At 63.6% G+C, this 25,703-nt stretch carries 24 protein-coding genes and 1 tRNA gene; 12 read left to right on the forward strand and 13 right to left on the reverse strand.

Annotated features, from left to right (window positions below; all coding sequences use genetic code 11):
- Entirely contained in the window at positions 1–930 is a 930-nt protein-coding gene (ispH, locus tag GSQ89_RS30490) for a 4-hydroxy-3-methylbut-2-enyl diphosphate reductase (RefSeq protein ID WP_158931868.1), read from the reverse strand.
- 385 nt (positions 931–1,315) lie between these two features.
- Here ispH and GSQ89_RS30495 point away from each other — a divergent pair, with 385 nt between their 5' ends.
- From GSQ89_RS30495 to hpnK, 8 genes are all read left to right on the forward strand, one after another.
- Positions 1,316–2,182 (forward strand): polyprenyl synthetase family protein, encoded by an 867-nt coding sequence (locus GSQ89_RS30495; protein WP_158931869.1) that lies wholly within the window; start codon positions 1,316–1,318, stop codon positions 2,180–2,182.
- Positions 2,183–2,201: 19 nt separating this feature from the next.
- Positions 2,202–4,184 carry a 1-deoxy-D-xylulose-5-phosphate synthase gene (gene dxs / locus GSQ89_RS30500; protein ID WP_158931870.1) on the forward strand — a complete coding sequence of 661 codons (1,983 nt, stop codon included), beginning with the start codon at positions 2,202–2,204 and terminating at the stop codon, positions 4,182–4,184.
- Between the two features lie 34 nt (positions 4,185–4,218).
- A complete protein-coding gene (locus GSQ89_RS30505) occupies positions 4,219–4,854 on the forward strand; it encodes an ABC transporter substrate-binding protein (RefSeq protein ID WP_158931871.1) in 636 nt (211 codons plus the stop codon).
- A complete protein-coding gene (gene hpnI / locus GSQ89_RS30510; RefSeq protein ID WP_158931872.1) occupies positions 4,851–6,089 on the forward strand; it encodes a bacteriohopanetetrol glucosamine biosynthesis glycosyltransferase HpnI in 1,239 nt (412 codons plus the stop codon). Before GSQ89_RS30505 ends, hpnI begins: the two co-directional genes overlap by 4 nt.
- A complete protein-coding gene (gene hpnJ, locus GSQ89_RS30515) occupies positions 6,086–7,513 on the forward strand; it encodes a hopanoid biosynthesis associated radical SAM protein HpnJ (protein WP_158931873.1) in 1,428 nt (475 codons plus the stop codon). The genes hpnI and hpnJ overlap by 4 nt, the downstream gene beginning before the upstream one ends.
- Before the next feature lie 92 nt (positions 7,514–7,605).
- Positions 7,606–7,854, forward strand: coding sequence for a hypothetical protein (locus GSQ89_RS30520; RefSeq protein WP_158931874.1), 249 nt, complete (start codon positions 7,606–7,608; stop codon positions 7,852–7,854).
- Positions 7,854–8,213, forward strand: coding sequence for a hypothetical protein (locus GSQ89_RS30525; RefSeq protein ID WP_158931875.1), 360 nt, complete (start codon positions 7,854–7,856; stop codon positions 8,211–8,213). The genes GSQ89_RS30520 and GSQ89_RS30525 overlap by 1 nt, the downstream gene beginning before the upstream one ends.
- 77 nt (positions 8,214–8,290) lie before the next feature.
- A complete protein-coding gene (hpnK, locus tag GSQ89_RS30530) occupies positions 8,291–9,082 on the forward strand; it encodes a hopanoid biosynthesis-associated protein HpnK (RefSeq protein WP_158931876.1) in 792 nt (263 codons plus the stop codon).
- A gap of 99 nt (positions 9,083–9,181) precedes the next feature.
- On the opposite strand, the gene GSQ89_RS30535 is transcribed toward hpnK, so the two are convergent.
- The 4 genes from GSQ89_RS30535 to GSQ89_RS30550 form a co-directional block, all read right to left on the reverse strand.
- A complete protein-coding gene (locus GSQ89_RS30535; protein WP_158931877.1) occupies positions 9,182–10,645 on the reverse strand; it encodes an ATP-binding cassette domain-containing protein in 1,464 nt (487 codons plus the stop codon).
- On the reverse strand, positions 10,642–11,559 hold the full coding sequence (locus tag GSQ89_RS30540) for a branched-chain amino acid ABC transporter permease (RefSeq protein WP_158931878.1): 918 nt from the start codon (positions 11,557–11,559) through the stop codon (positions 10,642–10,644). The genes GSQ89_RS30535 and GSQ89_RS30540 overlap by 4 nt, the downstream gene beginning before the upstream one ends.
- Before the next feature lies 1 nt (position 11,560).
- The gene (locus GSQ89_RS30545) at positions 11,561–12,436 is read right to left on the reverse strand and encodes a branched-chain amino acid ABC transporter permease (protein ID WP_158931879.1); all 876 of its coding nucleotides are present in this window, start codon (positions 12,434–12,436) and stop codon (positions 11,561–11,563) included.
- Positions 12,437–12,500: 64 nt separating this feature from the next.
- Positions 12,501–13,730: an ABC transporter substrate-binding protein gene (locus GSQ89_RS30550; RefSeq protein ID WP_158931880.1), complete on the reverse strand. Its 1,230-nt coding sequence runs from the start codon at positions 13,728–13,730 to the stop codon at positions 12,501–12,503.
- Between the two features lie 258 nt (positions 13,731–13,988).
- Between GSQ89_RS30550 and GSQ89_RS30555 the strand changes: the two genes are divergently transcribed.
- Together GSQ89_RS30555 and GSQ89_RS30560 are read left to right on the forward strand one after the other, a co-directional pair.
- Entirely contained in the window at positions 13,989–15,014 is a 1,026-nt protein-coding gene (locus GSQ89_RS30555; RefSeq protein WP_158931881.1) for an amidohydrolase family protein, read from the forward strand.
- Positions 15,015–15,333: 319 nt separating this feature from the next.
- A complete protein-coding gene (locus tag GSQ89_RS30560) occupies positions 15,334–15,921 on the forward strand; it encodes an amidohydrolase family protein (protein WP_305782264.1) in 588 nt (195 codons plus the stop codon).
- Between the two features lie 163 nt (positions 15,922–16,084).
- Here the strand turns inward: GSQ89_RS30560 and GSQ89_RS30565 are convergent, their stop codons facing one another.
- The 8 genes from GSQ89_RS30565 to GSQ89_RS30600 form a co-directional block, all read right to left on the reverse strand.
- Positions 16,085–17,167, reverse strand: a complete 1,083-nt coding sequence (locus GSQ89_RS30565) for a mandelate racemase/muconate lactonizing enzyme family protein (RefSeq protein WP_158931882.1) — start codon at positions 17,165–17,167, stop codon at positions 16,085–16,087.
- A gap of 348 nt (positions 17,168–17,515) precedes the next feature.
- Positions 17,516–18,325, reverse strand: a complete 810-nt coding sequence (locus GSQ89_RS30570) for a family 1 encapsulin nanocompartment shell protein (RefSeq protein WP_158931883.1) — start codon at positions 18,323–18,325, stop codon at positions 17,516–17,518.
- Positions 18,318–19,367 carry a Dyp-type peroxidase gene (locus GSQ89_RS30575; protein WP_158931884.1) on the reverse strand — a complete coding sequence of 350 codons (1,050 nt, stop codon included), beginning with the start codon at positions 19,365–19,367 and terminating at the stop codon, positions 18,318–18,320. Before GSQ89_RS30575 ends, GSQ89_RS30570 begins: the two co-directional genes overlap by 8 nt.
- A gap of 129 nt (positions 19,368–19,496) precedes the next feature.
- Positions 19,497–19,570: transfer RNA gene (locus GSQ89_RS30580), tRNA-Gln, on the reverse strand.
- 61 nt (positions 19,571–19,631) lie between these two features.
- The gene (locus tag GSQ89_RS30585) at positions 19,632–20,309 is read right to left on the reverse strand and encodes a lipid-binding SYLF domain-containing protein (RefSeq protein ID WP_158931885.1); all 678 of its coding nucleotides are present in this window, start codon (positions 20,307–20,309) and stop codon (positions 19,632–19,634) included.
- A gap of 153 nt (positions 20,310–20,462) precedes the next feature.
- Positions 20,463–21,587 carry a CaiB/BaiF CoA-transferase family protein gene (locus tag GSQ89_RS30590; RefSeq protein ID WP_158931886.1) on the reverse strand — a complete coding sequence of 375 codons (1,125 nt, stop codon included), beginning with the start codon at positions 21,585–21,587 and terminating at the stop codon, positions 20,463–20,465.
- Between the two features lie 90 nt (positions 21,588–21,677).
- Positions 21,678–22,064 carry a lactoylglutathione lyase gene (gloA, locus tag GSQ89_RS30595; protein WP_158931887.1) on the reverse strand — a complete coding sequence of 129 codons (387 nt, stop codon included), beginning with the start codon at positions 22,062–22,064 and terminating at the stop codon, positions 21,678–21,680.
- A 12-nt stretch (positions 22,065–22,076) separates the two neighbouring features.
- On the reverse strand, positions 22,077–22,925 hold the full coding sequence (locus GSQ89_RS30600) for an LpxI family protein (RefSeq protein WP_254073435.1): 849 nt from the start codon (positions 22,923–22,925) through the stop codon (positions 22,077–22,079).
- 113 nt (positions 22,926–23,038) lie between these two features.
- Between GSQ89_RS30600 and GSQ89_RS30605 the strand changes: the two genes are divergently transcribed.
- Both GSQ89_RS30605 and GSQ89_RS30610 read left to right on the forward strand, forming a co-directional pair.
- Positions 23,039–23,245, forward strand: a complete 207-nt coding sequence (locus GSQ89_RS30605) for a hypothetical protein (protein ID WP_158931888.1) — start codon at positions 23,039–23,041, stop codon at positions 23,243–23,245.
- A gap of 252 nt (positions 23,246–23,497) precedes the next feature.
- Entirely contained in the window at positions 23,498–25,657 is a 2,160-nt protein-coding gene (locus GSQ89_RS30610; protein ID WP_256367361.1) for an EAL domain-containing protein, read from the forward strand.
- The last annotated feature ends 46 nt before the right edge of the window (positions 25,658–25,703 follow it).

Here is a 25,703-nt window from a genome sequence, read left to right on the forward strand (position 1 = left end):
TTATGCGTCGACGAGTTGCGCGGGGAAGCGGAACCGGACGTCCTCGGCCACCCCATCTTGGGTGGAGATTTCGATGTCACCGAACTGGCGGAGTCCAGCCAGCACGCCTTGCACCAGGGTCTCCGGCGCGGAGGCACCCGCGGTCACCCCGACCGAGGTAATGCCTGTAAACCATTCGGCCCGCAGCGCATCCGCATCGTCTATAAGGTATGAGGGCTTGCCGAGTTCCTGGCCGATCTCACGCAAACGGTTGGAATTGGAAGAATTGCGTGATCCTACCACCAAGATCATGTCGACTGCGCTGGCCAGGTCGCGCACGGCCTGCTGGCGATTCTGCGTGGCATAGCAGATGTCGCGCACGTCGGGGCCGACGATGGTGGGGAAGCGCTTGATCAGCGCCTGGATGATGCCGCGTGTGTCGTCCACCGACAGCGTCGTCTGGGTGATATAGGCCAGCTTGTCGGGGTCCTTGACCGTCAGCAGGTCCACGTCCTCGACCGTCTGCACCAGGTGCACCTTGGCCGGCACCTGGCCGATAGTGCCCTCGACCTCGGCGTGCCCGGCGTGGCCGACCAACACGATTTCGCGGTCCTGGCGGGCGTAGCGGCGGCCTTCATTGTGGACCTTGGCGACCAGGGGACAAGTGGCGTCGATCACCGGCAGACCGCGTTCGGCGGCTGCTTCCTCGACCCGCTTGGCGACGCCGTGGGCGGAGAACACCGTCATCGAGCCGGCCGGGATCTCATCCAGTTCGTCGACGAACACCGCGCCGCGGGTGCGCAGGTCCTCGACAACGTGTCGGTTGTGCACGATTTCGTGACGGACATAAATCGGCGGGCCGTATTTCTTCAGCGCGCGTTCGACGATCTCGATGGCCCGCTCCACACCGGCGCAGAAGCCGCGGGGCTGGGCGAGGACGACGCGAATCATGCAGACAGTCTCCGAAGTGATACCGGACCTTGGAGGTCGGGATATGGCAGGTCGGGCGTTTTGCCGCAACGCCGCATAAAGACCGGAAATGTGGCAAAACGCGGCATCGGGTCATCCATTCATCGTCACATAGGGTTGCATGTCCGGGTCCGCCATGGCTTGTGCGGAATGGTTTTGCCGACATGCTTGAGGCGGCGGCCTTCGCAGGTGGTGTGGCGTGGCAAATTGGCAACTATTTCCGTGATCGCACGTGCGTGAGCATGTGCAACATCGCCTGACGTGTTACTTATAGAAAGATTGGCTCCCGTTTCGTGGAGTCGCTTTGGTCACGAGGCTGCGTGTGGCGTCCGACGGTTCTATCTCCCCAATCGATCTTCCGAAAGAAATGGCTCGTGTCGCGAGTACCGTGGAACAGGCGCTGGATATCCTGCTGCCGCCGGTGGAAGGCGCGGAAGGCCGGCTGGCCGAGTCGATGCGCTATGCCACACTGGGCGGCGGCAAGCGCCTGCGGGCGTTCCTGGTGATGGAAAGCGCCGCACTGTTCAGCGTGAACGAGACCTGCGCCGCCCGCGTGGCTGCCTCGGTGGAGATGATGCACGCCTATTCGCTGGTGCATGACGATCTGCCGGCGATGGACGACGATGACCTGCGGCGTGGCAAACCGAGCACACACAAAGCGTTTGATGAGGCGACGGCGATCCTTGCCGGCGACGCATTGCAGTGCCGCGCGTTCGAGATACTGGGCGAGCACGACACGCATTCCGACCCCCAGGCGCGCTGCGAACTGGTCATGGCGCTGGGGGCCGCGGCGGGGGCTCGCGGCATGGCGGGCGGACAGATGATCGACATGGTGGCGGAAGGACAGGTGTTGGACGGGCCGGCGGTAACGCGGTTGCAAGCGCTCAAAACCGGTCGGCTTATCCAATACAGCGCCGAGGCGGGCGCTATTCTCGGTCGGGCCACGTCACAACAGCGCCATCTTCTTGCGGCGTATGGGCGTGATCTTGGCGCGGCGTTCCAGATCGCCGACGACGTACTGGACGTGGAAGGAGACGCGGCGGAGATCGGAAAGACAGCCGGCAAGGACGAAGCTGCCGGCAAGGCGACCATGGTAGCGGTTTTGGGATTGGAACTGGCCCGTTCCCATGCCGATATGCTGTCGCGGCAGGCGGCGGCCCATTTGGATGGTTTCGGGCACCGCGCAGCGAATCTGCGGGCATTGGCCGCTTTCGTGGTGGCTCGACGTAGCTAAAGCGAGGACAGGAGATTTGATGAGCCCAATCAACACGCCGTTACTCGACCGCGTTCAATACCCGGCCGATCTGCGCAACTTCTCCGGGGAGCAGTTGCGACAACTGGCGGACGAATTGCGTTCTGAGACGGTGGACTCGGTCTCGGTCACCGGCGGGCATCTCGGTGCTTCGCTAGGGGTGGTGGAGCTGACCGTCGCCATCCACGCAGTGTTCGACACGCCGCGCGACCGGCTGCTGTGGGACGTCGGGCACCAAGCCTACCCGCACAAGATCCTGACCGGGCGGCGCGACCGCATGCGAACGCTGCGCCAGGGCGGCGGGCTGTCCGGCTTCACCAAACGATCGGAGAGCGAATACGATCCGTTCGGCGCAGCGCATTCGTCGACGTCGATCTCGGCCGGGCTGGGCATGGCGGTCGCCCGTGACCTTAAGATGGCGCGCTACGAAGCGACGCCGCAGGCGGAACGGGCGGGCAAGAAGCCGGATGACCGCAATGTGATTTGCGTGATCGGCGACGGCGCGATGAGCGCGGGCATGGCCTATGAGGCGATGAACAACGCCGGGGCGCTGCATTCGCGGCTGATCGTGATCCTGAACGACAACGACATGTCGATCGCCCCGCCGGTGGGCGCGATGAGTGCCTATCTGTCGCGACTGATGTCGTCTCGCAGCTTCCTGTCGCTGCGCGAATTGGCAGTCCGCATGGCCAAGCGCTTCCCGCGTGGGATTGAGCGCACCGCTCGGCGTGCCGAGGAATATGCCCGCGGCATCCTGACCGGCGGCACGCTGTTCGAGGAGCTGGGCTTCTACTATGTCGGCCCGATCGACGGGCATAACCTGGATCACTTGCTGCCGGTGCTGCGCAACGTGCGTGAGGCCGAGGACACCGGGCCGATCCTGGTTCACGCGATCACGCAGAAGGGCAAGGGATACGCGCCGGCCGAGAAATCCGCCGACAAGTATCATGGCGTGTCCAAGTTCAACGTGATCACCGGTGAGCAGGCCAAGGCGCCGCCGGGTCCGCCCGGGTATACGAAAGTGTTCGCCGACGCGCTGATCGCGGAAGCCACGAAAGACCCCACCGTGGTCGCCGTCACCGCGGCGATGCCGTCGGGCACTGGGCTCGACCGATTTGGAAAAATGTTTCCGGACCGGACGTTCGATGTCGGGATTGCCGAACAGCACGCGGTGACGTTTGCCGCTGGCCTGGCGACCGAGGGGATGAAGCCGTTCTGCGCCATCTACTCTACGTTCCTGCAGCGTGCCTACGACCAGATTGTGCATGACGTGGCGCTGCAGTCGTTGCCGGTGCGGTTTGCCATGGACCGGGCCGGTTACGTTGGCGCGGACGGGGCCACCCATGCGGGCAGCTTCGATCTGTCCTATCTGGGGTGTTTGCCAAACATGGTGATCATGGCACCGGCCGATGAAGCGGAGCTGGTGCATGTCGTCGCCACCGCCGCGTCGATCTGCGACCGACCCAGCGCGTTCCGCTATCCTCGCGGCGAAGGCACCGGCGTTGCCCTGCCGACCGAGGGCGAGGTACTGACGCTGGGCAAGGGCCGACTGATGCGGGAAGGCAGCAATATCGCCATCCTGTCGCTGGGCACGCGGCTGGGCGACGCGTTGAAGGCGGCAGACGAGCTTGCGGCACGCGGCTTCCCCACAACGGTCGCCGATGCCCGGTTTGCCAAGCCGATCGACACCGCGCTGGTGGAGCAGTTGGCCCGCGATCACGAGGTGCTGATCACCATCGAGGAAGCGGCGGTCGGCGGCTTCAGCGCCCAGGTGATGCAGCATCTGGCGTGGAAGGGGCTGCTTGATTCCGGGTTGAAAATCCGGCCGATGGTGATGCCGGATGTGTTCATCGACCACGATTCGCAGCCCAAGCAACTGGCGGAAGCGGGGTTGTCGGCCAAGGACATCGTGTCGGTGGCGCTGACGGCGATGGGTGTGAAGACACCCGATGTGCGTCCGGCGAAGCTTATCACGTCGCGATGATCCATCGGAGAGCGACCCGGGGGAGATGGTTACGGTGACCAGACGCACGTTCCTGCTGTTCTCGACCGCGGCGGCGGCCATGCTGGCCATCGGTGGGCAGCGCGCTGCGTGGGCCGATGCCACCGCGCCGGTGGATCAGCCGCTGCAGGCGCTGTATGCGGCGCTGGAGGGGGCGATGCGAGCTGGTCCGCGTGCATCGTTCCCGCAGCGCTTTGATGCGCTGGCGCCGGTAGTGGATCGGGTGTTCGACCTGGAAACCGTGCTCAAGGTCTCGGTGGGGCTGCGCTGGGACGCAATGAACGCCGACGCGCGACAGCGCCTGCTGACGACGTTCCAGCGGTTCACAGTGGCGACCTATGTCGCCAATTTCGACAAATACGACGGCGAGCGCTTCCAGATCTTGCCGGGCGCGCGCGATTCCGGCAGCGACCGCATCGTCGGGACCGAGATCGTAAGCGGCAACGGCGATCATACGCGGCTGGATTACGTGATGCGGTCCGACAACGGCGCGTGGCGGGCGGTGGACGTGCTGCTGGAGGGTTCTATCAGCCGGGTGGCAGTCCAACGGTCCGATTTCCGCAAGATCCTGGCGAGCGGCGACGCCGACGCGCTGATCGCCAGCCTGCGGCAGAAGATCACCGACCTGTCGGATGGCTCGCTGAATTCATGATGACGGTGCTGGCGGGGGTGGCCGCGGTCCTGGGCGGTGTCGGGGTGGCCGAGGCGCTGGTGGTATCTCGACTGGTCGCGGGCTTTGCCCATCGGCGCCCGGCTGAGCCGTCCGCTCGGCCGCCGGTGACGGTGTTGAAGCCGCTGCACGGCGATGAGCCGCTGCTGGAGGAGGCGCTGGAGACGTTGTGCCGGCAGGATTATCCGGAATTTCAGATCGTTTTCGGTGTGCGGGAGGCGTCGGATCCGGCCGTGGTGATCGTGCGCCGATTGCAGGCTCGGTTTCCCGGCGTGGATATCGCGTTGGTGGTCGATTCCACGCTGCATGGGAGGAACCATAAGGTCAGCAACCTGATCAACATGCTGCCGGCGGCGCGTCATGACGTGCTGGTGATCGCGGACGCCGATGTGCATGCGCGGCCGGACTACCTGGATCGGCTGGTGGCGGCGCTGGAAGGGCCCGGGGTCGGGCTGGTGACCACGTTGTATGCGGGTTTACCGGTGGGCGCGTTGCCCGCTCGGCTGGGTGCCGCCCATATCACGTACGGGTTCCTGCCGAGCGCGGTACTGTCTCGGCGGCTGGGGCGCCAGGACTGCCTGGGGGCGACGATGGGTCTCCGGCGGGATGACCTGGACCGCATCGGCGGCTTGCGGGCGCTGGTCGATCACCTCGCGGACGACAATGTCCTGGGGCAGCGGATCGCCGCGCTGGGGCTGCGGATCGCGCTGGCCGATACGGTGGTGCTGACTACGGTGCCGGAGGCCAGCGTGGGGGCGTTGTTCCGACATGAGCTGCGGTGGGCGCGCACCATACGCGCGCTGGAACCGGTCGGGTTCGCGGCGTCGGTGGTGCAGTATCCGCTGGCCTGGGCGTTGCTGACAGTGCTGCTGGCGGGCGGCGCGCTGTGGTCCATCGGCGTGTTCTGCATTGCCTGGGTACTGCGGGCGGCCGCCGCACTGGTCGTCGACGGCGCACTGACTCGGGCCTGGTCCGATGCATCCGGCTCGCGGGGGCGGGACAGCATTGACGTCGTGGCGCTTGCATTCTGCTGCCCGGTCTGGCTTCTGCCGCTGCGAGACGTCTTTTCAGTGGCGGTGATGCTGGCCAGTTATGGCGGACGCCAGGTCGACTGGCGCGGTCATGGGTTGCACGCCGACACGCCGCCGCCATTTACCAGACAAGCCGCCGACCCTTCCCTGGCCCTACGCCGGATCGAGAGAACCAACGCCCAATGATGAAGACCCTGTTTCTGCAGCCGCCCTCCTTCGACGGTTTCGATGGCGGCGCTGGCTCCCGCTACCAGGCGAAGCGTGAGATCAAGTCGTTCTGGTTTCCGACGTGGCTGGCGCAGCCGGCCGCGCTGGTGCCCGGCAGCAAGCTGATCGACGCGCCGCCGGCGCGTATCGGGCTGGACGAGGTCGTGCGCCAGGTGCGTGATTATGAGCTGTGTGTGATGCACACGTCGACGCCGTCGTTCGCGTCCGACGTGAAGGTGGCGGAGGCGCTGAAAGCAGCCAATCCGTCGCTGAAGATCGGGATGGTCGGCGCCAAGGTGGCGGTGCAGCCCGCGGAGAGCCTGGCGCAGGGCGGTGTCATCGACTTTGTGGCGCGCAACGAGTTCGACTTCACCATCAAGGAGATCGCCGAGGGCCGAGACTGGGGTTCGGTCGACGGTATCTCCTACCGCAACAACGCCGGCGTCATCATCCACAACAAGGATCGTGCAACGCTGGAGGACATGGACACGCTGCCGTTCGTGACCGAGGTCTACAAACGCGACTTGCGGATCGAGGACTATTTTATCGGTTATCTGATGCACCCGTATGTGTCGCTGTACACGGGCCGCGGCTGCAAATCGCATTGCACATTCTGCCTGTGGCCGCAGACTGTCGGAGGGCATCGGTATCGGGTGCGTTCCCCCGAACACGTGGCCGAGGAAATCCGCCAGGCCAAGGCGATGTGGCCTCAGGTGCGCGAATTCTTCTTCGACGACGACACCTTCACCGACAACCTGCCGCGTGCCGAAGCGATCGCCAAGCTGCTGGGCAAGATGGGCGTTACCTGGTCGTGCAACGCCAAGGCGAATGTGCCGCGCGATACCTTGAAGGTGCTGAAGGATAATGGGCTGCGGCTGCTGCTGGTGGGTTACGAGAGCGGCAACCAGCAGATCCTGCACAACATCAAGAAGGGTATGCGGATCGAGGTCGCTCGGAAATTCACCCAGGACTGCCATGAGCTGGGGATCAAGATCCACGGCACGTTCATCCTGGGCTTGCCTGGTGAGACCAAGGATACGATCGAAGAAACGATCAAGTTCGCGACGGATATCAATCCGCATACCATCCAGGTGTCGCTGGCCGCGCCGTATCCTGGCACGTTCCTGTACAAGCAGGCGGTGGAGAACGGCTGGCTGGATGCGGAACATGCCGAACTGGTGGATGACAGCGGCGTGCAGATCGCGCCCCTGCACTATCCGCATCTGTCGCACACGGAAATCTTCGACAATGTGGAGACGTTCTACAAGCGGTTCTATTTCCGAGCGCCGAAGATCGCCTCGATCGTTGGGGAGATGGTGCGGAGCCCGCAGATGATGAAGCGGCGGCTGCGTGAGGGGGTGGAGTTCTTCCAGTTCCTCCGGGAGCGGCATCACGCGGCGTAGGGCGGGTTCTTGCACACGATTGTCTGCCGGTATGCACTTGAAATAGTTGGGGTTTTGGCTTAGTAATTCGGCGTCGGTCTGTGGAGGCGGTGATGCCGGATTACAAGGCTTACGATCATACTGATAATTTTGAATACCCGGTTATGGAAGACGCACCGCGGGGCGGGCACCAGGTTGGCGAAGGTGTGATGATGTTCGACTTCCGGCCGGCCTCGGCCGAAGAAGTCGCGATGTGCGTGCAGATCGATGAGATCCATAACCAGCTCGCACGCGACATACCGAAACTTCAGCATGAGATGGACGAACTGCTGCTTCGTGTCCGCAGGGCGGGCCTGATTTAGTGGCGCTCGCGGCGCTTGGGCAACTGTTCAAGTTCGCTCGCGACACGCAGGACCTTTACAAGCTGCATGAGACGGTCAAGGCGACGATCATGGCGCTGGACAGTCGGTTGCGGGCTGTCGAGGACCGGCTGACCCGGTTGGAGGCCGAACAGGGGCAAGTCGTCAGTGAGGCCAAGAGTGCCGCGACAGGAGCGGCCACGATGATCGCCAGTGCGGTTATCGCCGATGCTGTGACCCGGGTGACGCGCATCGAGGAGGGACTCAGCCGGTTGTCCGACCGGCATGGTATGTTGGCTGTTGCGGGCGACAGGGCGTTGCGCAAAGCAGCGCCGTTGGGTGAGTTTGGGATCAGCGGGTAGATCGCCGGCACGCGCCACCTTTCCGGAATCAACCCGGGTCCCTAGCTTAGCCGCATGATGCACGCTGCTTTCATCGCTTGAAAACCGTCACTTTCTCGGCCGACGATTTCGGTCTGTCGGAGTCCGTCAACGAGGGCATCGAGCGTGCCCATCGGGACGGCGTCCTCCAAGCCGCCAGCCTGATGGTCGCCGGCCTCGCCGCCGCGGATGCTGTTCGTCGAGCACGAGCCAATCCGTCGTTGCGGGTCGGGCTGCATCTGGTGGTGATCGAGGGGCCGGCCGCCCTGCCCCATGCGCGCATTCCCGACCTCGTTGACGAAGCAGGGCAATTTCCGTCCGACCAGTTGAAGCTGGGCGTGAATTACTTCTTTCGCCCGCGTGTGCGCCGGCAACTCTGGGCGGAAATCCAGGCGCAGTTCGCCGCCTTTACCGCGACTGGCTTGGTGTTGGACCACGCCAATGCCCACAAGCATATGCATCTGCATCCGACGGTTGGAGCGATGATGCTTCGGGCGGGGGCGGCATACGGATTGCGCCGCATCCGCGTCCCCGCTGAACCGCCGGCGATCATGGCGCGCTGCGGCGTTGCATCGACGTTTGGCGACAAGGTTTTGCACCGCTGGACGCGGATTCTTCGCCGCCAGGCGCGTGCCGCCGGGGTGGCTACCAACGACCACTGCTTTGGCCTGGCTTGGAGCGGGCATATGACTGCCGATCGCATCCACCGCCTGCTGCCGCATCTGCCCGACGGCGACAGCGAGATCTACTTCCACCCCGCTGCCTGCCGTGATCCGCTGTTGGATCGGCTGATGCCCGGCTACGAGCACGAGGCGGAGTTGGCCACGCTGCTGGATACGCGGCTGCGGTAGACCCGTTGCGGGTCGGCATGGTCCGGGTATCGCTTCCGACGCGTGCCGCGATAGGTGGCCCGGACTTCGCCGAGCCATGACGGGAGGAAGCGACGCCGATTACAGGTAGCCGGCGCCGGCTTCCTCGGCGAAACGGGCGGGGTCGCCTTCCCAGATGATGCGGGAATGTTCGATGACGTAGACGCGGTCGGCGTGCGGCAGGGCGAAGGTCACGTTCTGCTCGCCTAGCAGGACGGTGATGTCGGTGGTCTGGCGCAGGACTTCCAGCGCCTTTGACAACTGCTCCAGGATCACCGGCGCCAGGCCCAGTGTGGGTTCGTCCAGGATCAGCAGTTTCGGTCGCATCATCAGCGCTCGGGCGATCGCCAGCATCTGCTGCTCGCCGCCGGACAAGGTACGGGCCGCCTGGCCCTGGCGGGCTTTCAGGATGGGGAACAGGCCGAACAGCCAGTCCAACTGCTTCGCCGCCTCCGCCACCGGAAAATGCTGGCCGCCAAGATCCAGGTTCTCCCGCACCGACATGTCGCCGAACAATTCGCGGGATTCCGGGCACTGCACGATACCACCGCGGGCGATGGAGCCTGGGGTGCGGCCCGCCAGCGTCTCGCCGCGCCAGTTGATGGTGCCGCTATAGGGCACCAGGGCTGAAATGGCGTTGAACAGGGTGGTTTTGCCGGCGCCGTTCAAGCCGACGACAGAAACGAATTCGCCCTCGCCGACATGGATCGACACGTCATCCAGGGCGGTGGCCTTGCCGTAGAGCACACCCAGGCCGCGCACATCCAGCAGTGGCGTGCGATCCTTGCCCTCGCGTTCCGGGCGCGCGGCGGTTTCGATCTTGCCGCCGAGGTAGACGCGGCGGACGGTTTCGTTGCGCATCACCTCCTCGGCGCTGCCCTCGGCGACGTATTCGCCCAGGTACATCGCCAGCACGCGGTCGACCAATGCCGCGACGCTCTTGACGTTGTGGTCGACCAGCAGCACGGCATGGCCCTCGGCACGGAAACTGCCGATCAGTGCTGAAAAATCAGCGACTTCGCCGGAGGTCAGGCCGGCGAAGGGTTCGTCGACCAGCACCACCTTGGGGTTGCGGGCGATCGCCTTGGCCAGTTCCAGGCGGCGCAGATCAGCGAACGGCAGCGTGCGCGGCAACCGGTGCATCACCTGCGACAGTCCGACGCGGGCGGCGATTTCCTCGGCTCGTCTGGTGACGCCGTGATCGGTCGCCAGCATCAGCAGATTGTCGGGCAGCAGCGCCAGCTTGATGTGCTCCAAGATGGTTTGCCGCTGTAACGGCCTGGCGTGCTGGAAGACGATCCCGACACCCGCACGCGCGATGCGATGGGTCGGCCAGCCGGCGACATCGATGCCATCCAGTTTCACCGAACCGGCGTTGGGTTTCTCGATCCCCATGATGCATTTCATCACGGTGGACTTGCCCGACCCGTTCGGTCCGATCAGGCCGAGGATTTCGCCGGCCTCGATCTTGAAGCCGATGTCCTTCACCGCGACCAAGCCGCCAAACCGCTTGGTCAGGCCTTTGACGTCCAGCAGCGCGGTCATTCGCGGCCTCCCGACTGCAGCAAGCGGCCCATGAAGCCGCCGGGGAAGAACAGGATCACCACCAGGGCGATGGCGGACACCACGAAGGTGGACAACTGTCCCAGCGGGCGCAGGATTTCGCCGGCACCGATCAGGAAGATCGACCCGACCGCGGCGCCCAGGATGGTGCGGCGGCCACCCAGCACGGCGGCAATGATGACGTTCACGCCGACGCCGATATCGACCACGGTGCCGACCGACGCGGTGCCCAAATAGAAGATCAGCATCGCACCGGCCAAACCGGAGAAGAACGCGCTCATGCAGAACGCCGCCAGCTTGTGCTTGGCGACGTTGAAGCCCAGCGCCGCGGCCTCGATGGCGTCCTGACCGCTGGCCTGCAGGATCAGTCCGACCGGGGATTGCGCCAAGCCATACAGGATGGCGCCACTGACGGTCATGAAGGCCAGTGCATAGTAGTAGTTGGTGGAGGCGTCGATCGACAGCACGTCCGGCAGGTCCAGACCGATCTCACCGCCGGTGATGCCGGCGAACAGCACCAGCACGTTCTGCAGCAGCAACACCGCGACCAGGGTGATCAGGCCGAAATACGGGCCGGTCAGCCGCAGCGCCGGGATCGCCAGGACGGCGCCCGCCACCACGGCGGCGAATGCGCCGGCCACCAGGCAGGGTGGGATCGGCCACGACCAGTAATGGTTCAGCAGCGCCGCGGTGTAGGCACCGATGCCGATCAGGAAGCTGGGGCCGAAATTGACCTCACCGGCGAAGCCGAACAGCAGGTCCCACGACATGGCGAACACGGCATAGTAGTAGGCCAGCGTCAGCAGCCCGAGGATGTAGCCGTTCACGCCCAGCGGCAGCAGGATCAGCACCAGCAGAGCCGGCACCACCACCTGGAAGGTTCGCGATCGCAGCATCTTATCGCCTCCCCAGCAGGCCTTGCGGGCGCACATAGACCACGATGATCAGCAGCAGCAGCGCCGGCACCGTGCGGATGGACGGATTGACCAGATAGGCCGTCAGGGTTTCCAGGTAGCCGACAACATAGGCGGCGATCAGCGACCCGGACACACTGCCGAGACCCCCCAGCACCACGATCGCGAACGCACTGGCGGTCAGCGTGCCGGCATTGTCGGAACTGACGCCGAGGAAGGCGCCCAGCAGCACGCCGGCGCCTCCCGCCAGCAGCCCGTAGATCGCCCAGACCAGGATGTAGATGCTGGAAAGCTCGAACCCCAGCAGGGTCAGGCCGCGCGGGTTCATCGCCGCCGCCAGCAACGTCTTGCCGGTGCGGGTGCGGTTGACCAGCAGGTACAGCAGCGCGATCGCGCCCAGCGACACCGCGGCGGTCAGCACCTCGTTCCACGGTGTGCGGACGCCCATGATGCGGACGACGCCCTCGACCAGCGGGCGGACGGTCTTAGGATTGTTGGTGAACAGGTAGGCCACCGCCTCCTGCAGCATGATGCCCCACAGCAGGGTGGCGGTCAGCACGAAGATTTCCTTCTCCTCATGCGGGATCGACGGCGATTTTTGCAACGGCCGGACGATTACGCCGTAGGTGAAGAAAGAACACGCAAGGCTGGCGGCGAGGCCGGCCAGCGCGCCCAGGTAGGGGCTGACGCCGTAGGTGCCGGAAACCCACCAGGCGATGACGGCGGCCACCACCATGATCGCGCCGTGCGACAGGTTCAGGACGCCGGACACACCGAAGATCAGGGTGAAACCGATGGCGCCGAGGGCGTAGAGACTGCTGATCGCGAAACCATCGATCAGTATCTGCAATGCAAGCATGAGACTCCGTCCGGCAGTGCCGGTTTCGAAAGAAGGGCGGCCCGAAGACCGCCCTCGTGTTCGGCTACTGCGGCAGTTTGGTGAAGGCTGGGAAGGCCATCTTGCCCGCGGCGACATTGGCCGGCCAGATGGTGACCTGCTTGCCGTTCTGCCACTGCACCATCAGCCCGCTGACAAAGCCCTTCCCGATCCGCAGGCCATGGGCGAACGTGTCGGTCTTCGGCAGGAACTGGATGCGCCCGATGGTGCCGACATAATCGGTCTTCTCCATCGCCGCGACCATCTTGTCCGGATCGGTGCTGCCCGCTCGGCGGATCGCGTCGGCCCACATGAATACGTCGTCATAGGACTGGTAGGCGGCGTAGCCGGGCAGGCTGCCGTATTTCTCCTTATAGGCATTGGCGAACGGAATGGTCTTCGGTGTCACCGCCACGTCCGGCGCCGCCACCGAGTTGAAGATCACGCCGTCGGTCGCGCCGTTGGTATCTTTCCAGAACGTGGCGTTGGTCGCCTGGCTGGACACGCCATACATCGCCATCGGCACTTGCTGCTGCTGCCACTGCACCGTCGGTTGCACACCGACATGGCTGATGCCGGTCATGATCACGTCCGGCTTGGCCGCCTCGATCTTGTTGAAGATCGGGGTAAAGTCGGTGGTATCCGGCGACAGGCGGATATGGTCCAGCACCTTCAGGCCGGCTTCCGGCAGGCATTTCAGGTATTCGGCGTCCAGCGGGATGGTCCAGGCGGCATCCTCGCTCATCACCACCGTGGTCTTCATGTGCAGGTCGTTGACCATAAGATCTTTCGCCGCGTCGCAGACGATGTCGGCGATCTGCGTCGAGGCCAGGTAACCGTGGAAGACGTATTTCTCGTGGTCGTAGTCGTCGTGCACGCGCTTGGTGATGTCGTTACTGGCCGCGCCGGGGGTGATCAGCGGCATGTGCAGGCGGCCGGCCCAGGGTTCCAGCGCCAGCATCACCTCACTGATATAGGTGGCGATGACGGCACTGACCTTGTCTTCCTGTGCCGCGCGCTGGAACGCACGCACCGCGTCGGTGGCGGAGTTGTGGTCGTCGTAGGCGACGATTTCGATCATGCGGCCGTTAACGCCGCCGGCCTTGTTGATCTCGTCGGCCGCCATCTTGGCGGCGTTGGGGATGCCCACGCCACTGATCGCCGAGGTCTCGGCGATGACCCCGATCTTGATCGGGTCCGCCGCGTGCGCGAGCGGCGCCGCCAGCACACAACCGAGCGCCGCACCGAACACGGCGTTCCGGTGCGAAATCCGCATATTTCGTTTCCCTTTTATCATATCTCTACCTGGACAATCTGACAGTATTGCGACAGCCCTCAATGCTTGATCCCGTTCGGCGACGCAACCCGCTGATGCGAGAAAAATGCATGGCTAGGTTACGAATAAATCACAAATGGACTGCCTGGCCCTGACAGTTGTGGAGACGGCGCCTTGGGTGTGGCGCGGGACGCGCCGGACCGGCACTATGGTGGGCAGAACGGCCGGGATTCGGCCGCCAGAGAGGAGGACCCGCCAGTGATCATCGACGTGCATGGCCACTACACCACCGCGCCCAAGGCTTTGGAAACATGGCGCAATCGGCAGATCGCCGGGATCGCGGACGCCTCGGCGAAGCCCAAAGTCAGCGAGCTGAAGATCAGCGACGATGAGCTGCGTGAGAGCATCGTCACCAACCAGCTGGCGAAAATGCAGGAGCGCGGTAGCGACCTGACCATCTTCAGCCCGCGCGCCAGCTTCATGGCGCATCATATCGGCGACTTCGCGGTGTCCTCGACCTGGGCGTCGATCTGTAATGAGCTATGCTACCGGGTCAGTCAGTTGTTTCCTGATAGTTTCGTCGGCGCGGCCATGCTGCCGCAGTCGCCGGGCGTGGACCCGAAGACCTGCATCCCGGAGTTGGAGCGGTGCGTGAAGGATTACGGCTGCGTCGGCATCAACCTGAACCCCGATCCGTCAGGCGGGCATTGGACGTCTCCGCCGTTGTCGGACAGGTCGTGGTATCCGATCTACGAGAAAATGGTCGAGTACGACATACCGGCGATGGTGCATGTCAGCACCAGCTGCAACGAATGCTTCCATACCACCGGCGCGCATTACTTGAACGCCGATACAACCGCGTTCATGCAGTGTTTGACCTCAGACCTGTTCAAGGATTTTCCGACGCTGAAATTCCTGATCCCGCATGGCGGCGGCGCGGTGCCGTATCACTGGGGCCGGTTCCGCGGCCTGGCGCAAGAGATGAAGAAGCCACTGCTGACCGAGCTGCTGCTGAACAACATCTATTTCGACACCTGCGTCTATCACCAGCCGGGCATCGATCTGCTGACCAAGGTGATCCCGACGAAGAACATCCTGTTCGCCAGCGAGATGATCGGCGCGGTGCGCGGGATCGATCCGGAAACCGGTCACTATTACGACGATACGAAGCGCTACATCGAGGCATCCAGCCTGTCGGCCGGTGCTCGGGCCGCGGTGTACGAGGGCAATGCGCGGCTTGTGTTCTCCCGGCTGGATGCGGCGCTGAAGGCGAAGGGCCGGTAGGCGATGGCGTTCGAGAAGACTCCAGGGTCGCTGGATCGGTATGCCGGCCCGTCCAAACCTCGGTTGCAGGTGCCGACCGGGGTGGTGGACGCGCATTGCCATGTGTTCGGGCCGGGCGCGGAGTTTCCGTTCGCCCAGAGCGTAAATACACGCCATGTGACGCATCGAATGAGCAGTTGTATGCGCTGAGGGACTGTCTTGGTTTCGCCCGCAACATCGTCGTGCAGGCTACGTGTCACGGGGCCGACAACCGGGCGATGATCGATGCGCTGGTGCAGTCCGGCGGCAAGGCTCGGGGGATCGCGACGGGCGTCGGGACGTGGCCGATGGGGAGCTTCAGGCGATGCACGCGGGCGGCGTGCGGGACGTGCGGTTCAATTTCGTCAAGCGGCTGGTGGACTTCACGCCGAAGGACGAACTGCTTGAGATCGCCGGGCGGATCGCGAAACTGAGTTGGCACGTGGTGATCTACTTCGAGGCGGTGGACCTGCCGGAACTGTGGGATTTCTTCATCGCTCTGCCGACGACGGTCGTCGTCGATCACATGGGCCGTCCAGATGTGACCAAGCCGCTGGACGGGCCGGAGTTTGCGCTGTTCATGCGGGAACATCCAAATGTCTGGTCGAAGGTGACCTGCCCCGAACGCCTTTCAGTCGCCGGCTCCCCTGCCCTGGATGGCGAGCGGAACGCCTATCGCGATGCCGTTCAGTTTGCTCGGAGTATCATCGAGGCGTTTCCCGATCGAGTGCTGTGGGGCACCAACTGGCCGCACTTCAACCTGAAAGGCCACATGCCCGATGATGGGCTGCTGGTTGATTTCATCCCGCACATCGCGGTTACGCCGGTGCTGCGCCGGAAGCTGCTCGTTGATAATCCGATGCGGCTTTATTGGCCGGAGGTGGGGTGAGTGGTCGCGTGCAACCGTCATGGCGCACGAAGGCTCGCCATCCACGCCTTTGTTTCGCACGTAGAAGGCGTGGATGCCGATCTGCATCGGCAAGACGGACGGTGCCGACCGACGTGCAACCGTTATGACGGGAATGAAGGGTCGCTATCAACGCGCGTTGCTGTCAGACGCTCTTCTCCAGCGCGGACCAGTCGAATTCTATTCCGTGGCCGGGCCGGTCGGGAGCCATGGCGTTGCCCTCGGTGATGGTCACCGGTTGGGCGATGTAGCGGTCGAGGCCGAAGCCGTGGACCTCGAGGTAGGACCGGTTCGGCGCGGCAGCCAGAAGGTGCACGGTCAGGTCGTGGGCGCCGTGGGAGGTCAGCGGCAGGTTGAAGGCCTCGGCGAGGTGGGCGACCTTCATGAACACGGTGATGCCACCGCAATTGGTGACGTCGGGTTCGGGGAACGTCACCCCGCCGGCGGCGATCATCTGGGTGAATTCGTGCAGCGTGTGCAGGTTTTCGCCGGTGGCGATGGGCACCCCGCCTTCCCGCACGATCCTGGCGTGGCCGGCGACGTCGTCGGGGATGGTGGGCTCCTCCAGCCAGGTCAGATTGCTGTCCTGGAAGGCTCTGGCCGCCCTGATCGACTGATCGACGGTCCAGCGCATGTTGGCATCGGCCATCAGCGGGAAGTCGTCGCCCAGATGGGCGCGCATGGCCTGGACACGGGCTCGATCTTCCGACAGCCGGTCGCGGCCGACCTTCATCTTGATCGCTCGGAAGCCTTTGGCGAGGTTGTTGTCGGTCTGTTTCAGTAGCGCATCGAGGGTGAATTCCAGGTCGATGCCGCCGGCGTAACACGGCACGGCGGGATTGAAGCCCCCCAACAGGCGCCACAAGGGCGTGTTCTGCCGCCGAGCCTTCAAATCATACAGAGCAATGTCGCAGGCGGAGACGGCGAGACTGACCGACCCGCCGCGGCCGCCGTAGTGGAGGCGCCACCACATCTGGGTCCACAACGCCTCGATCTTATCGGCGTCGGCGCCCAGCAACACCGAGCGCAGCCCCTGGTCGATCAGCGCATGCACCGCCGCGCCGCCGGTGCCGACGGTGTAGGTGTAGCCGACGCCCTCGGCACCGTCGCTGTCGCGCAGGCGTACGGTGACCAGTTCGAAGTGCGTCATCGTGCCATGGGTGGAGTCGGACAGCGGCACTGGCAGCTTGATGCGATACAGCGCGGTTTCGAGTGAGGCGATAGTCATGGTGGATCCTTCGTTTGCCGCAGAATTAGCCGTAGGGTGCTCCTCCCAAGTCCAATCATAAGTCGCGGACTAAGCCAAGGATCTCCGCTAATTTCTCTAGCCGGTCGACCTTCTCTTTGGTCTGCGAGTGGGTATTTACGTACCCATTGGCACCCCGAATTCGGGCTGGGTGTCCTCCCTTGGTGACAAGATGAGGTGATGCTGGAAATAGATCCCTTGTTTGGCGTCTGTTTTGTGTTCCTTTCTTTCGCCTCGAAAGCTAACGGTTACGCGTTGTCATCGTTTTCCCCTCATTCGTCCTCACCCTCGTAGGCCGATTCAGCTTATATCGACTAGGCTCCGAAGGACTCACTTTTTCTCCGGAACCGCTAGCGCAACGGCCGCTTCCGTTGTCAGCAGCCGGAAGGTGAAGCTCTCCTGCAAGTACAGTTCGACGGTTGTCTCGGAATGGCTGAGATAACCGATAGAGATGTCTTGCCCGATGTCCAATTCGAAATCACCGCCACGGGTGGTGAGCACGAGACCTCCCTCGATGGCGGGAGCCCAGACGATCTCGCCATCCACCAAGCGCTGAACATGCTGCAGGACCGGGTACCCTTCGTCGCTGCCTCCGCTGATGGCGGTGTATGGATCGCTGCCCAGCACCAGTACGTATGGGCCTTCTACCCCGGCGAGGCGCAACTGATTCACCGCCTGTGCGACTGCGGCCGAATAGCCCGTCACGGTGGGCGGCAGCGTCACAGCCGGGTTGCTGGCGCCTTGGCGAATGCCCTGGATGCCGGCGGCGGCGTATCCATCGAAGACGGAACGATCTTCGGCGTAGGCGATCTTGCGCGCTGCTTCCTTCAGCGGGTCCCAATCCGAATCCGAGGCACCCCGTTCGACGTCATCGACCGCCTGGCGCGACAGTGTGAACGGAACGCGCAATTCCACCAGCGCCTTTGCCTCCCGTTGCACCGCTCGGATTCCCGTGGCCGGTGCCTCGATTTGCTGGACGTGGCCGGTGCCGACCGCCGAGAGTTCGAGGCCTTTCGGGGCTGGCACGTCCACGACCCGCCGAGCCGCCAGATAGCGCTTGAGGGTGCGGGACGCCTCTTCCTCGATTTCGGCCCACGCCGCGTCGGAGATAGGGGCGAGTTCCCGGTGGAGATTATTCATGTCCTGCCTCTTTTTTCAGTGAACCAATACCAAGCGAGCCGTCAGTCGAAGACGATCGCGGCCTGGATCTAGCCTGATCCTCGCGTTCGGTGGCGGTCGGCAGAGGAGATATCGCGGTCGCGACGGTCTCCAGAAATGTCGCTGAGGGCACGAAAAACAACGTTCCGGTCACCGCTCGGCTGAAGTCGAGCAGCCGGTCGTAGTTGCCGGGCGGCCTGCCGATGAACATGTTTTCGAGCATCTGCTCGATCCGCTTCGGGGACCTTGCATAGCCGATGAAGTACGTGCCGAACTCGCCCTTGCCGACGTCGCCGAACGGCATGTTGTCGCGGAGGATTTCCAGCGGCTGTCCGTTCTCCTCGATCGAGGTCAGGGCGTTGTGCGCCGAGGTCGGCTTCACCGCATCGTCCAGTTCGATGTCGGACAGTTTCGTCCGGCCGATGATCCGCTCCTGCGTTTCGACCGGCAATGCGTTCCACGCTGCCATGTCATGCAGGTATTTCTGGACAATCACATAGCTGCCGCCGGCAAAGGCGGCGTCTTCCTCGCCGATGATGGTGGCGTCGACGGCGGCCTGATCTACCGGGTTTTCGGTCCCGTCGACGAACCCCAGCACGTCGCGTTCGTCGAAATAGCTGAAGCCATGGACTTCATCTGTTGCGGACAAGGCGTCGCCGAACCGTGACATGATCTGTGCCGCCAGTTCGAAGCAGAGATCCATACGGGCGGCGCGGATGTGAAACAGGACGTCGCCCGGCGTGGCGACGGCATGATGCCTGCCGCGAATTTCGCGGAACGGATGCAGGTCTTTCGGCTTCGGCACCGTGAAGACGCGATCCCATACGTCGGAACCCAGCCCCATGACGCATGACAGTCTGCCGTTGGGGACACGAAAGCCCACGGCTCGGACGAGGGCGGGAAGATCGCCACACAGGGTGCTCACGGCGGCGGCGTGCTCTGATCCGGCGTTCACCGTGGCGACCAGAAAAATGGCGGCACGCGTCAGTTGAGCGTCCACAGCTTGCGGTAATGTGGATGACACGCCTGACTCCTTAGCTGCCTGTTCGGGAACCATTCATCTAAAGCATGAATGGGTCGATCGGCAAACCGAGGCCACGGAGAAAGTCGGAACGCCGGGACAGCCGCGTAAGAAGCTGGGCCGTGAGGAATTTGGCTGGGGGACCTGGATTCGAACCAAGGATGCCCGGGTCAGAGCCGGGAGTTTTACCGCTAAACTATCCCCCAGAGGAGCGCGGGCGGGCGCAATAACACGCCCGCCCGTGCCTCGCAACGGCTTCCGTGCAACTTATCCTATGCTGGCCAGTTCGCGCCGCAGCGGTGCCGCGCGCGGGCTGCCCACCGGGCCGAACAGCACGCTGCGCGGTGTTACCGGCCGGCCGTAGAAGGTCGTGTCGTCGCTCGGTTCGGACTTGATGACCGATCCGTCGACCGTCAACCCGCCATACAGCCCGGTGGACGACGACCACACCACGATATCAGGCGGCGTCGCGCCGCCGATCGCACCCTCGACGCCGGATCCCAGGGTGACCACGGAAATGCCCGCCTGAGCGCCGATCTTGAAGTTGTCGTGCAGCACGCCCTCAAGGCCTCGCGGGGTCATGATCAGCATGATCATCTCGGACTGCTCCAGTCCCGCCTGCAGACCGAAAGACGCCGCGCCGATGGCGTAGAAACCGGGGGCGCTCCAGCCGCCGCGGCGCTGGACCAGCATGACACCGTCACCGCCCTCACCGCCGACAAAGAAGCCGCCCTTGACCAGCCTGGGGACGATCAGAACCGCCTTGGCCTGACGGAGCAGCTGTTCGGCGTTGCCGAACGCCTTGTCGTGCCGCAGATCGGCCAGCACCTTGCGGGCGCCGTCGACGGTGACTTGCGGGCTGGTCTGCGCGCGGGCCAGCGGCGCGGCGGACACGGTGGCCGCGAGAAGCGCCGCGGTGCCGAAAAGTCTCGCTCGAGTGAACATCTTGTTTTCCTCTCTTGCCATGGCGCAACAATGCGCCCGTAACAGAGGGGATATTTCATGCCCGAACGGTAAAAATAGGACCGTATTTCTAACGACTGCGTGAAAATCCCGCTGTCTCACGGGATCGTCACGGCCAGGCACAGCGCGTTTCGGTCAGGTCCCAGACAATGCCGCGATCTCAGCCGCCGACAGGTTCCAGGCAGCCAGTGCCTCCGCGACCGGTACCGATCCGGGCGGCCGAGGCGCTGCCAGCTTCGTCGTACCGAAGCGCGGTGCCGGCGCCGGCTGGCGGTAGTCGCCGACATCGATGAACGCCCCACGCGCCTGGTTGTGCGGGTGTGCGTGCGCTTCCGCCATCGACAGCACCGGGGCAAAACAGGCGTCCGAACCCTCCAGGATCCGGCACCAGTCGTCACGCGTCCGTGTCCGGAAGCGATCGGTCAGCACCGCCTTCCACCGCGCCCAGCCGGTCTTGTCGCGCTGCGCCGGCATCGACACCGGGTCGATCTCCAGCAGCCGCAGCAATTCGGCGTGAAACTTCGCCTCGATCGGCGCCAGGGAGATGAACTGCCCGTCCGAACATTCGTAGACTTCGTAGTAATAGGCGCCGGAATCGAGCTGGTTCTCGCCGCGCGGCGCGGTCAGCCGCCCTCCGGCCTGCATGGCGTAGATCGGGGTCATCAGCGATAGCGCGCCATCGACCATCGCCGCGTCGACCACCTGCCCTGCCCCGGTCGCCCGAGCGGAAATGATCGCCGCCAGCAACCCGGTCACCAGGTAGAGCGCGCCACCGCCGTAATCGCCCACGAGATTCAACGGCGGCGTCGGCTTCTGGCCCGCTCGTCCGATTGCGTGCAGCGCACCGGTTAGTGCGATGTAGTTCAGGTCGTGCCCGGCGGCCTGCGCCATCGGACCTTCCTGCCCCCAGCCCGTCACCCGCCCGTAGGCCAGTTTCTTGTTGCGGGCCAAACATACATCGGGGTCAAGACCCAGTCGCTCCATGACGCCGGGCCGGAAGCCCTCGATCAGCGCGTCGGAACCGTCGATCAGCCGCAGGACCAGCGCGACCGATTCCGGCTTCTTCAGGTCAAGCGCCAGAGCGGCTCGGCTGCGGCGGGTGAATTCATGCTCCTCGGCCATCGGCACGCCCAGATCGGCGGCAGCGACGCGGTCGATACGCACAACCGTCGCACCCATATCGGCTAGCAGCATGGATGCCATCGGCGCCGGCCCGATCCCGGCGAATTCGATTATTTTTACGCCCGCCAACGGTCCCATGGCCGACTTCCTCCCACTGTTTTCGTACCAGCGGAATTTAACGCCCAGGCGGGTGGGCGGCGCAACGGCGAGCGATGCGCCGCCGATGCGTCAGGCCCGCTGCACCAGTTCGATCTTGTAGCCATCCGGGTCCTCGACGAAGGCGATGATGGTCTTGCCGAACTTCACCGGGCCGGGCTCACGCGTCACTTTGGCGCCGAACGAACGCAGCGTTTCGGTGGTCGCGGCAACGTCCGGCACGCCGATCGCGAGGTGGCCGAACGCAGACCCCAGATCGTATTTCTCAGTGCCGTAGTTGTAGGTCAGTTCGATCACCGTATTGGCTTCTTCGGTGCCGTAGCCAACGAAAGCCAGGGTGTATTTACCGTCGGGCACGTCGGTGCGGCGGATTTCGTTCATGCCGAAACCCTTGGTGTAGAAATCGACGCTGCGTTGCAAGTCCCCGACGCGCAGCATGGTGTGCAGAAAACGGCTCATTGGAAGTCCCCTTCAGGATAAGGTCTCGGGATCGAGGCCCAGCAGAAACAGCCCCGCCGCGTCCGCCGCGGCAAGGCAGGCCTCACGTTCCGCCAGAATGGTGGCGTTGGCCTCGAACGCAAGCCCCCTCAGTCCCGCCGCTGCCGCGTTGCGCACCGTATCCGGCCCGATCGTCGGCAGATCAGCGCGTTTGTCCTGGCCCGGCTTCACCAATTTCACCAAAACGCCACCGACGCCGTCGCGCCGCAGCGCCCCGGCCCGAGCGAGCATCGCGTCGGTGCCCTCAATCGCCTCGACTGCCAGGACCAGGCCCTGCTGGACGACACAGCCCTGCCCGACATCGGCCGATCCCAGCAGACGGGCGACATGGGCACCGCGGTTGATGTCGGTCATCGCCTGGGCATCCGGCGCTACCCTTGTCAGCACGCCGCTTGGGGCCACCGCCTCCCGCATGATGTCCTGCATGCCGATGACGCGAAAACCTTCCTCGGTCAGCACGCGGATGACGGCCGCGAGCAGCCCGTCGTCGCCGGCGAAGGCCGCTCGGCCGACGCGCGCCAGCAGCTTGGCGCCCTCGGCATCCGGCCGCAGATCCAACAATGACGGCCGGCGCACCGGGCCGATCATCACCAGATCCTGGCACCCGTTCTCCCGCAGCGCCGCAATGATGCGGGATGCCGCGCCAAGCCGGCGCATTTCGTGCGGCCAGGGGGCAAGCACGGCCGGATCGGCGAAACCTTCCAGCCCGATGATGAAGATGCCCCGGCCGGCCGCCCGAGCCGCGGCGGCGACCTTGACGGGAAGCAGCCCGCTGCCGGCGATGATGCCCAGCTTGCGTGGCATTTCTGCCGGGTTTTTCATTGTGGAGTCCGTCGCATCCACTCTTTTCTTGCACAAAGCATTAATTTTTCCTCATACAGCGGCGCTGTCTATCTCACGCTGGGGTGAGATAGCCTATAGAGATTACAAACCTGATGTTTGATGACGAACTATCCGAAGAGGCCCTGCATGCAACGGCGGCCAACGTGTTGCAATGCCTGACCATGCTGGTCGAGGAAGCGGAGAGTCTCAATTTGCCCCGCACCATGGTTGCGCTGCGTAAAGCGATCCGTGCCTGCCAGGCAGAGCAGGCTCGCCCGGCGCCGGCCCTACGTCCACGACGGCATGTAGTGCTGCATTAGGCCGCGTTCAGGAGAGCCAGAAACAGCCCCAGGAGATTATCCCCCGATCGGCGTCAACCCGGGCCACCGATCGTGCCCGCGATCCGTCGAGCGCTGAAACCCCAATTGTGGTCGATGTTGGTATACAACTTGCTCTCGGGCCGGTCGTCAGTCCTATAGTGTAGGATGACCGACAGTTGTGGGAACCATCGTCGTGATGGACGGCCTTTGAAGCGCGCGGGCAGCTGAGACGGGCGTCAAGAGGAACTCCACCTGCTGTCGCTTGTGGCGAACGGGACGGATCAGTCGGTCATGATCCTGGATCGAGAGCGGCGCGTCGTCTATATCAACAATGCGTTCTCGAAATCGTTTGGTTACCATTTGTCAGACGTGATTGGACAAGTTCCGACCACGTTTCTGATCGCCGAACAGACGAATGCCGATGCGCTGGCGCTTTGGCGGCAGAATCTGTGGGGGACGGAGGGGTTCCATGTCGATCTTCCCGCCCGGGACATGGAAGGCAGGCATATATGGGTTTCCAGCACAGTCAGCCCCATTCTCGATGACGATGCCGCGGTCCGCAATGTCGTCGTCTTTCTGGTCGACGTAACCAGGAACAGGCTGATCGAGATGCTTCGCCGCGACATACTGGAAAAACTGGCCGGCGGCATGGCACTGAAAGACGCCGGCGATTTCCTCTGTCTCCAGGTCGAACAGATGGCGCCGGATATTGTCGTGTCGATCTTGCTGGTGGACGCGGAGGGCCGGTTGCGCCCCTTAAGCGGCCCGAGCCTGCCTGCCCGATATTGTGCCGGACTGGACGGTGTGAAAATCGGTGAAAACGTGGGGAGTTGCGGCAGCGCGGCGTTTCTTGGCGAGCCGGTGCTGGTTCGGGACATCGCAACTGACCCGCGATGGGAGCCTTATCGGTACCTTGAGCTTCCGCATGACCTGGTCGTATGTTGGTCATCGCCGATCAAGCAGCGCAACGGCGAAGTCGTGGGAACATTCGCGTTCTACTTTCGTGAGAAACGCGGGCCCGACGCATGGCATGAACAAGTCGTCGATGCATGTTTACATCTGTGCATGCTTGCGATCGAACACAGCGAGACCAAGGGCCGGATCGCGCAATTGTTGCATTTCGATCCCCTCACAGGATTGCCGAACAAAGCCAGGTTCGAACAAGACATGGCCGAGCGCCTGCCAAAAGAGGGACGAAATACGGCCTTCTTCTTCGTCGATCTGGATCTATTCCGGGATATCAACGAAGTGCACGGTCATTCGACCGGCGATCTGCTGCTGGTTGAAACCGCCAATCGCTTGCGCTCCTTTCTCTTGCAGGAGGAGACAGCCTATCGGTTCAGCGGGGATGAATTCCTGGTCGTGCTTCCCAACACCGACGCCCCGGTTGCGTCCAGGCGAGCGCAGCAATTGCTTGAAGCATTCGCGAGCCCTGTTGTCATATCAGGCGGGGCGTTGGTGCCATCCGTGAGCATCGGAATCAGCCTGTTCCCGGACGACGGAGGCGATGCGGGGACCCTGCTCAGACAAGCGGGCACTGCCTTGTCTCAGGTCAAGGCCGACGGACGGGGAAGCTATCGCTTTTTCAGTCCGCGAATGAACCGGATTGCCCAAGACCGCTTTATAATCTGCTCGGCGTTGAGAGCAGCGTTGGCCAATGAAGTGCTGCAGCTTCATTACCAACCACAAGTGATCACAAACGGTCTGGCGCTACATGGTGTCGAGGCCCTGATGCGCTGGACGGATCCGGGGCTGGGTCAAGTCCCGCCCGCGCGATTCATTCCGATCGCAGAAGACCTGGGCTTGATCAACATGCTCGGCTGCTGGTCGCTTCGCCGCGCCTGCAGGCAAATGACCGATTGGCGCGAGGCCGGCATCGTCGTTCCGGCGATCTCGGTCAACATCTCACCGCTGCATTTTTGTGATCCGCAGTTCCCTGCTTTTCTTGTAGGCGTGCTCGCCGAATTTCGGCTGCCACCAGAGAACCTGACGCTGGAAATAACCGAGGGCGTCATGATCCATGGCGGCAAGCGCACGCATGATATCATCCTGGCCATCCGAGAGATCGGGGTACGGCTGTCGATGGATGACTTCGGAACCGGTTTCTCCAGTTTATCGGGGCTCTATAATCTGCCGATTAGTGAACTGAAGATCGACCGTAGCTTCATGCGGAATGTCGACAAGGACAGCAGGGCACTTGCACTGGCTACAGCGGTTGTGAGGATCGGACAAAGCCTGGGATTGACCGTCGTGGCCGAGGGCGTGGAGACCGAGGAGCAGCATCGGGTTCTTATTGATCTCGATTGCCAGGTCGCCCAGGGTTATCTTTTCTCCCGCCCCCTGCCGGCACCCAAACTGGTCGAGTGGATATCCAAGCGGGGTCGTGTGCCTGCCGATCAGCTTTCGGTGTAGCCGGCTCACAAATTCCTCACCACTGGCGAACGCACCCATCCGACGC

Source organism: Acidisphaera sp. S103 (assembly GCF_009765975.1).
Taxonomy (GTDB): Bacteria; Pseudomonadota; Alphaproteobacteria; order Acetobacterales; family Acetobacteraceae; genus Rhodopila.

Coding starts and splice junctions, on each gene's coding strand:
- GSQ89_RS30570 (WP_158931883.1), bottom strand. CDS start 18,325: ATGAATAATCTCCACCGGGAACTCGCCCCTATCTCCGACGCGGCGTGG.
- GSQ89_RS30600 (WP_254073435.1), bottom strand. CDS start 22,925: ATGAAAAACCCGGCAGAAATGCCACGCAAGCTGGGCATCATCGCCGGC.
- GSQ89_RS30545 (WP_158931879.1), bottom strand. CDS start 12,436: ATGCTTGCATTGCAGATACTGATCGATGGTTTCGCGATCAGCAGTCTC.
- gloA (WP_158931887.1), bottom strand. CDS start 22,064: ATGAGCCGTTTTCTGCACACCATGCTGCGCGTCGGGGACTTGCAACGC.
- GSQ89_RS30565 (WP_158931882.1), bottom strand. CDS start 17,167: ATGACTATCGCCTCACTCGAAACCGCGCTGTATCGCATCAAGCTGCCA.
- GSQ89_RS30585 (WP_158931885.1), bottom strand. CDS start 20,309: ATGTTCACTCGAGCGAGACTTTTCGGCACCGCGGCGCTTCTCGCGGCC.
- GSQ89_RS30540 (WP_158931878.1), bottom strand. CDS start 11,559: ATGCTGCGATCGCGAACCTTCCAGGTGGTGGTGCCGGCTCTGCTGGTG.
- hpnI (WP_158931872.1), top strand. CDS start 4,851: ATGATGACGGTGCTGGCGGGGGTGGCCGCGGTCCTGGGCGGTGTCGGG.
- GSQ89_RS30520 (WP_158931874.1), top strand. CDS start 7,606: ATGCCGGATTACAAGGCTTACGATCATACTGATAATTTTGAATACCCG.
- GSQ89_RS30495 (WP_158931869.1), top strand. CDS start 1,316: ATGGCTCGTGTCGCGAGTACCGTGGAACAGGCGCTGGATATCCTGCTG.
- GSQ89_RS30550 (WP_158931880.1), bottom strand. CDS start 13,730: ATGCGGATTTCGCACCGGAACGCCGTGTTCGGTGCGGCGCTCGGTTGT.
- ispH (WP_158931868.1), bottom strand. CDS start 930: ATGATTCGCGTCGTCCTCGCCCAGCCCCGCGGCTTCTGCGCCGGTGTG.
- GSQ89_RS30535 (WP_158931877.1), bottom strand. CDS start 10,645: ATGACCGCGCTGCTGGACGTCAAAGGCCTGACCAAGCGGTTTGGCGGC.
- hpnJ (WP_158931873.1), top strand. CDS start 6,086: ATGATGAAGACCCTGTTTCTGCAGCCGCCCTCCTTCGACGGTTTCGAT.
- GSQ89_RS30590 (WP_158931886.1), bottom strand. CDS start 21,587: ATGGGACCGTTGGCGGGCGTAAAAATAATCGAATTCGCCGGGATCGGG.
- dxs (WP_158931870.1), top strand. CDS start 2,202: ATGAGCCCAATCAACACGCCGTTACTCGACCGCGTTCAATACCCGGCC.
- GSQ89_RS30605 (WP_158931888.1), top strand. CDS start 23,039: ATGTTTGATGACGAACTATCCGAAGAGGCCCTGCATGCAACGGCGGCC.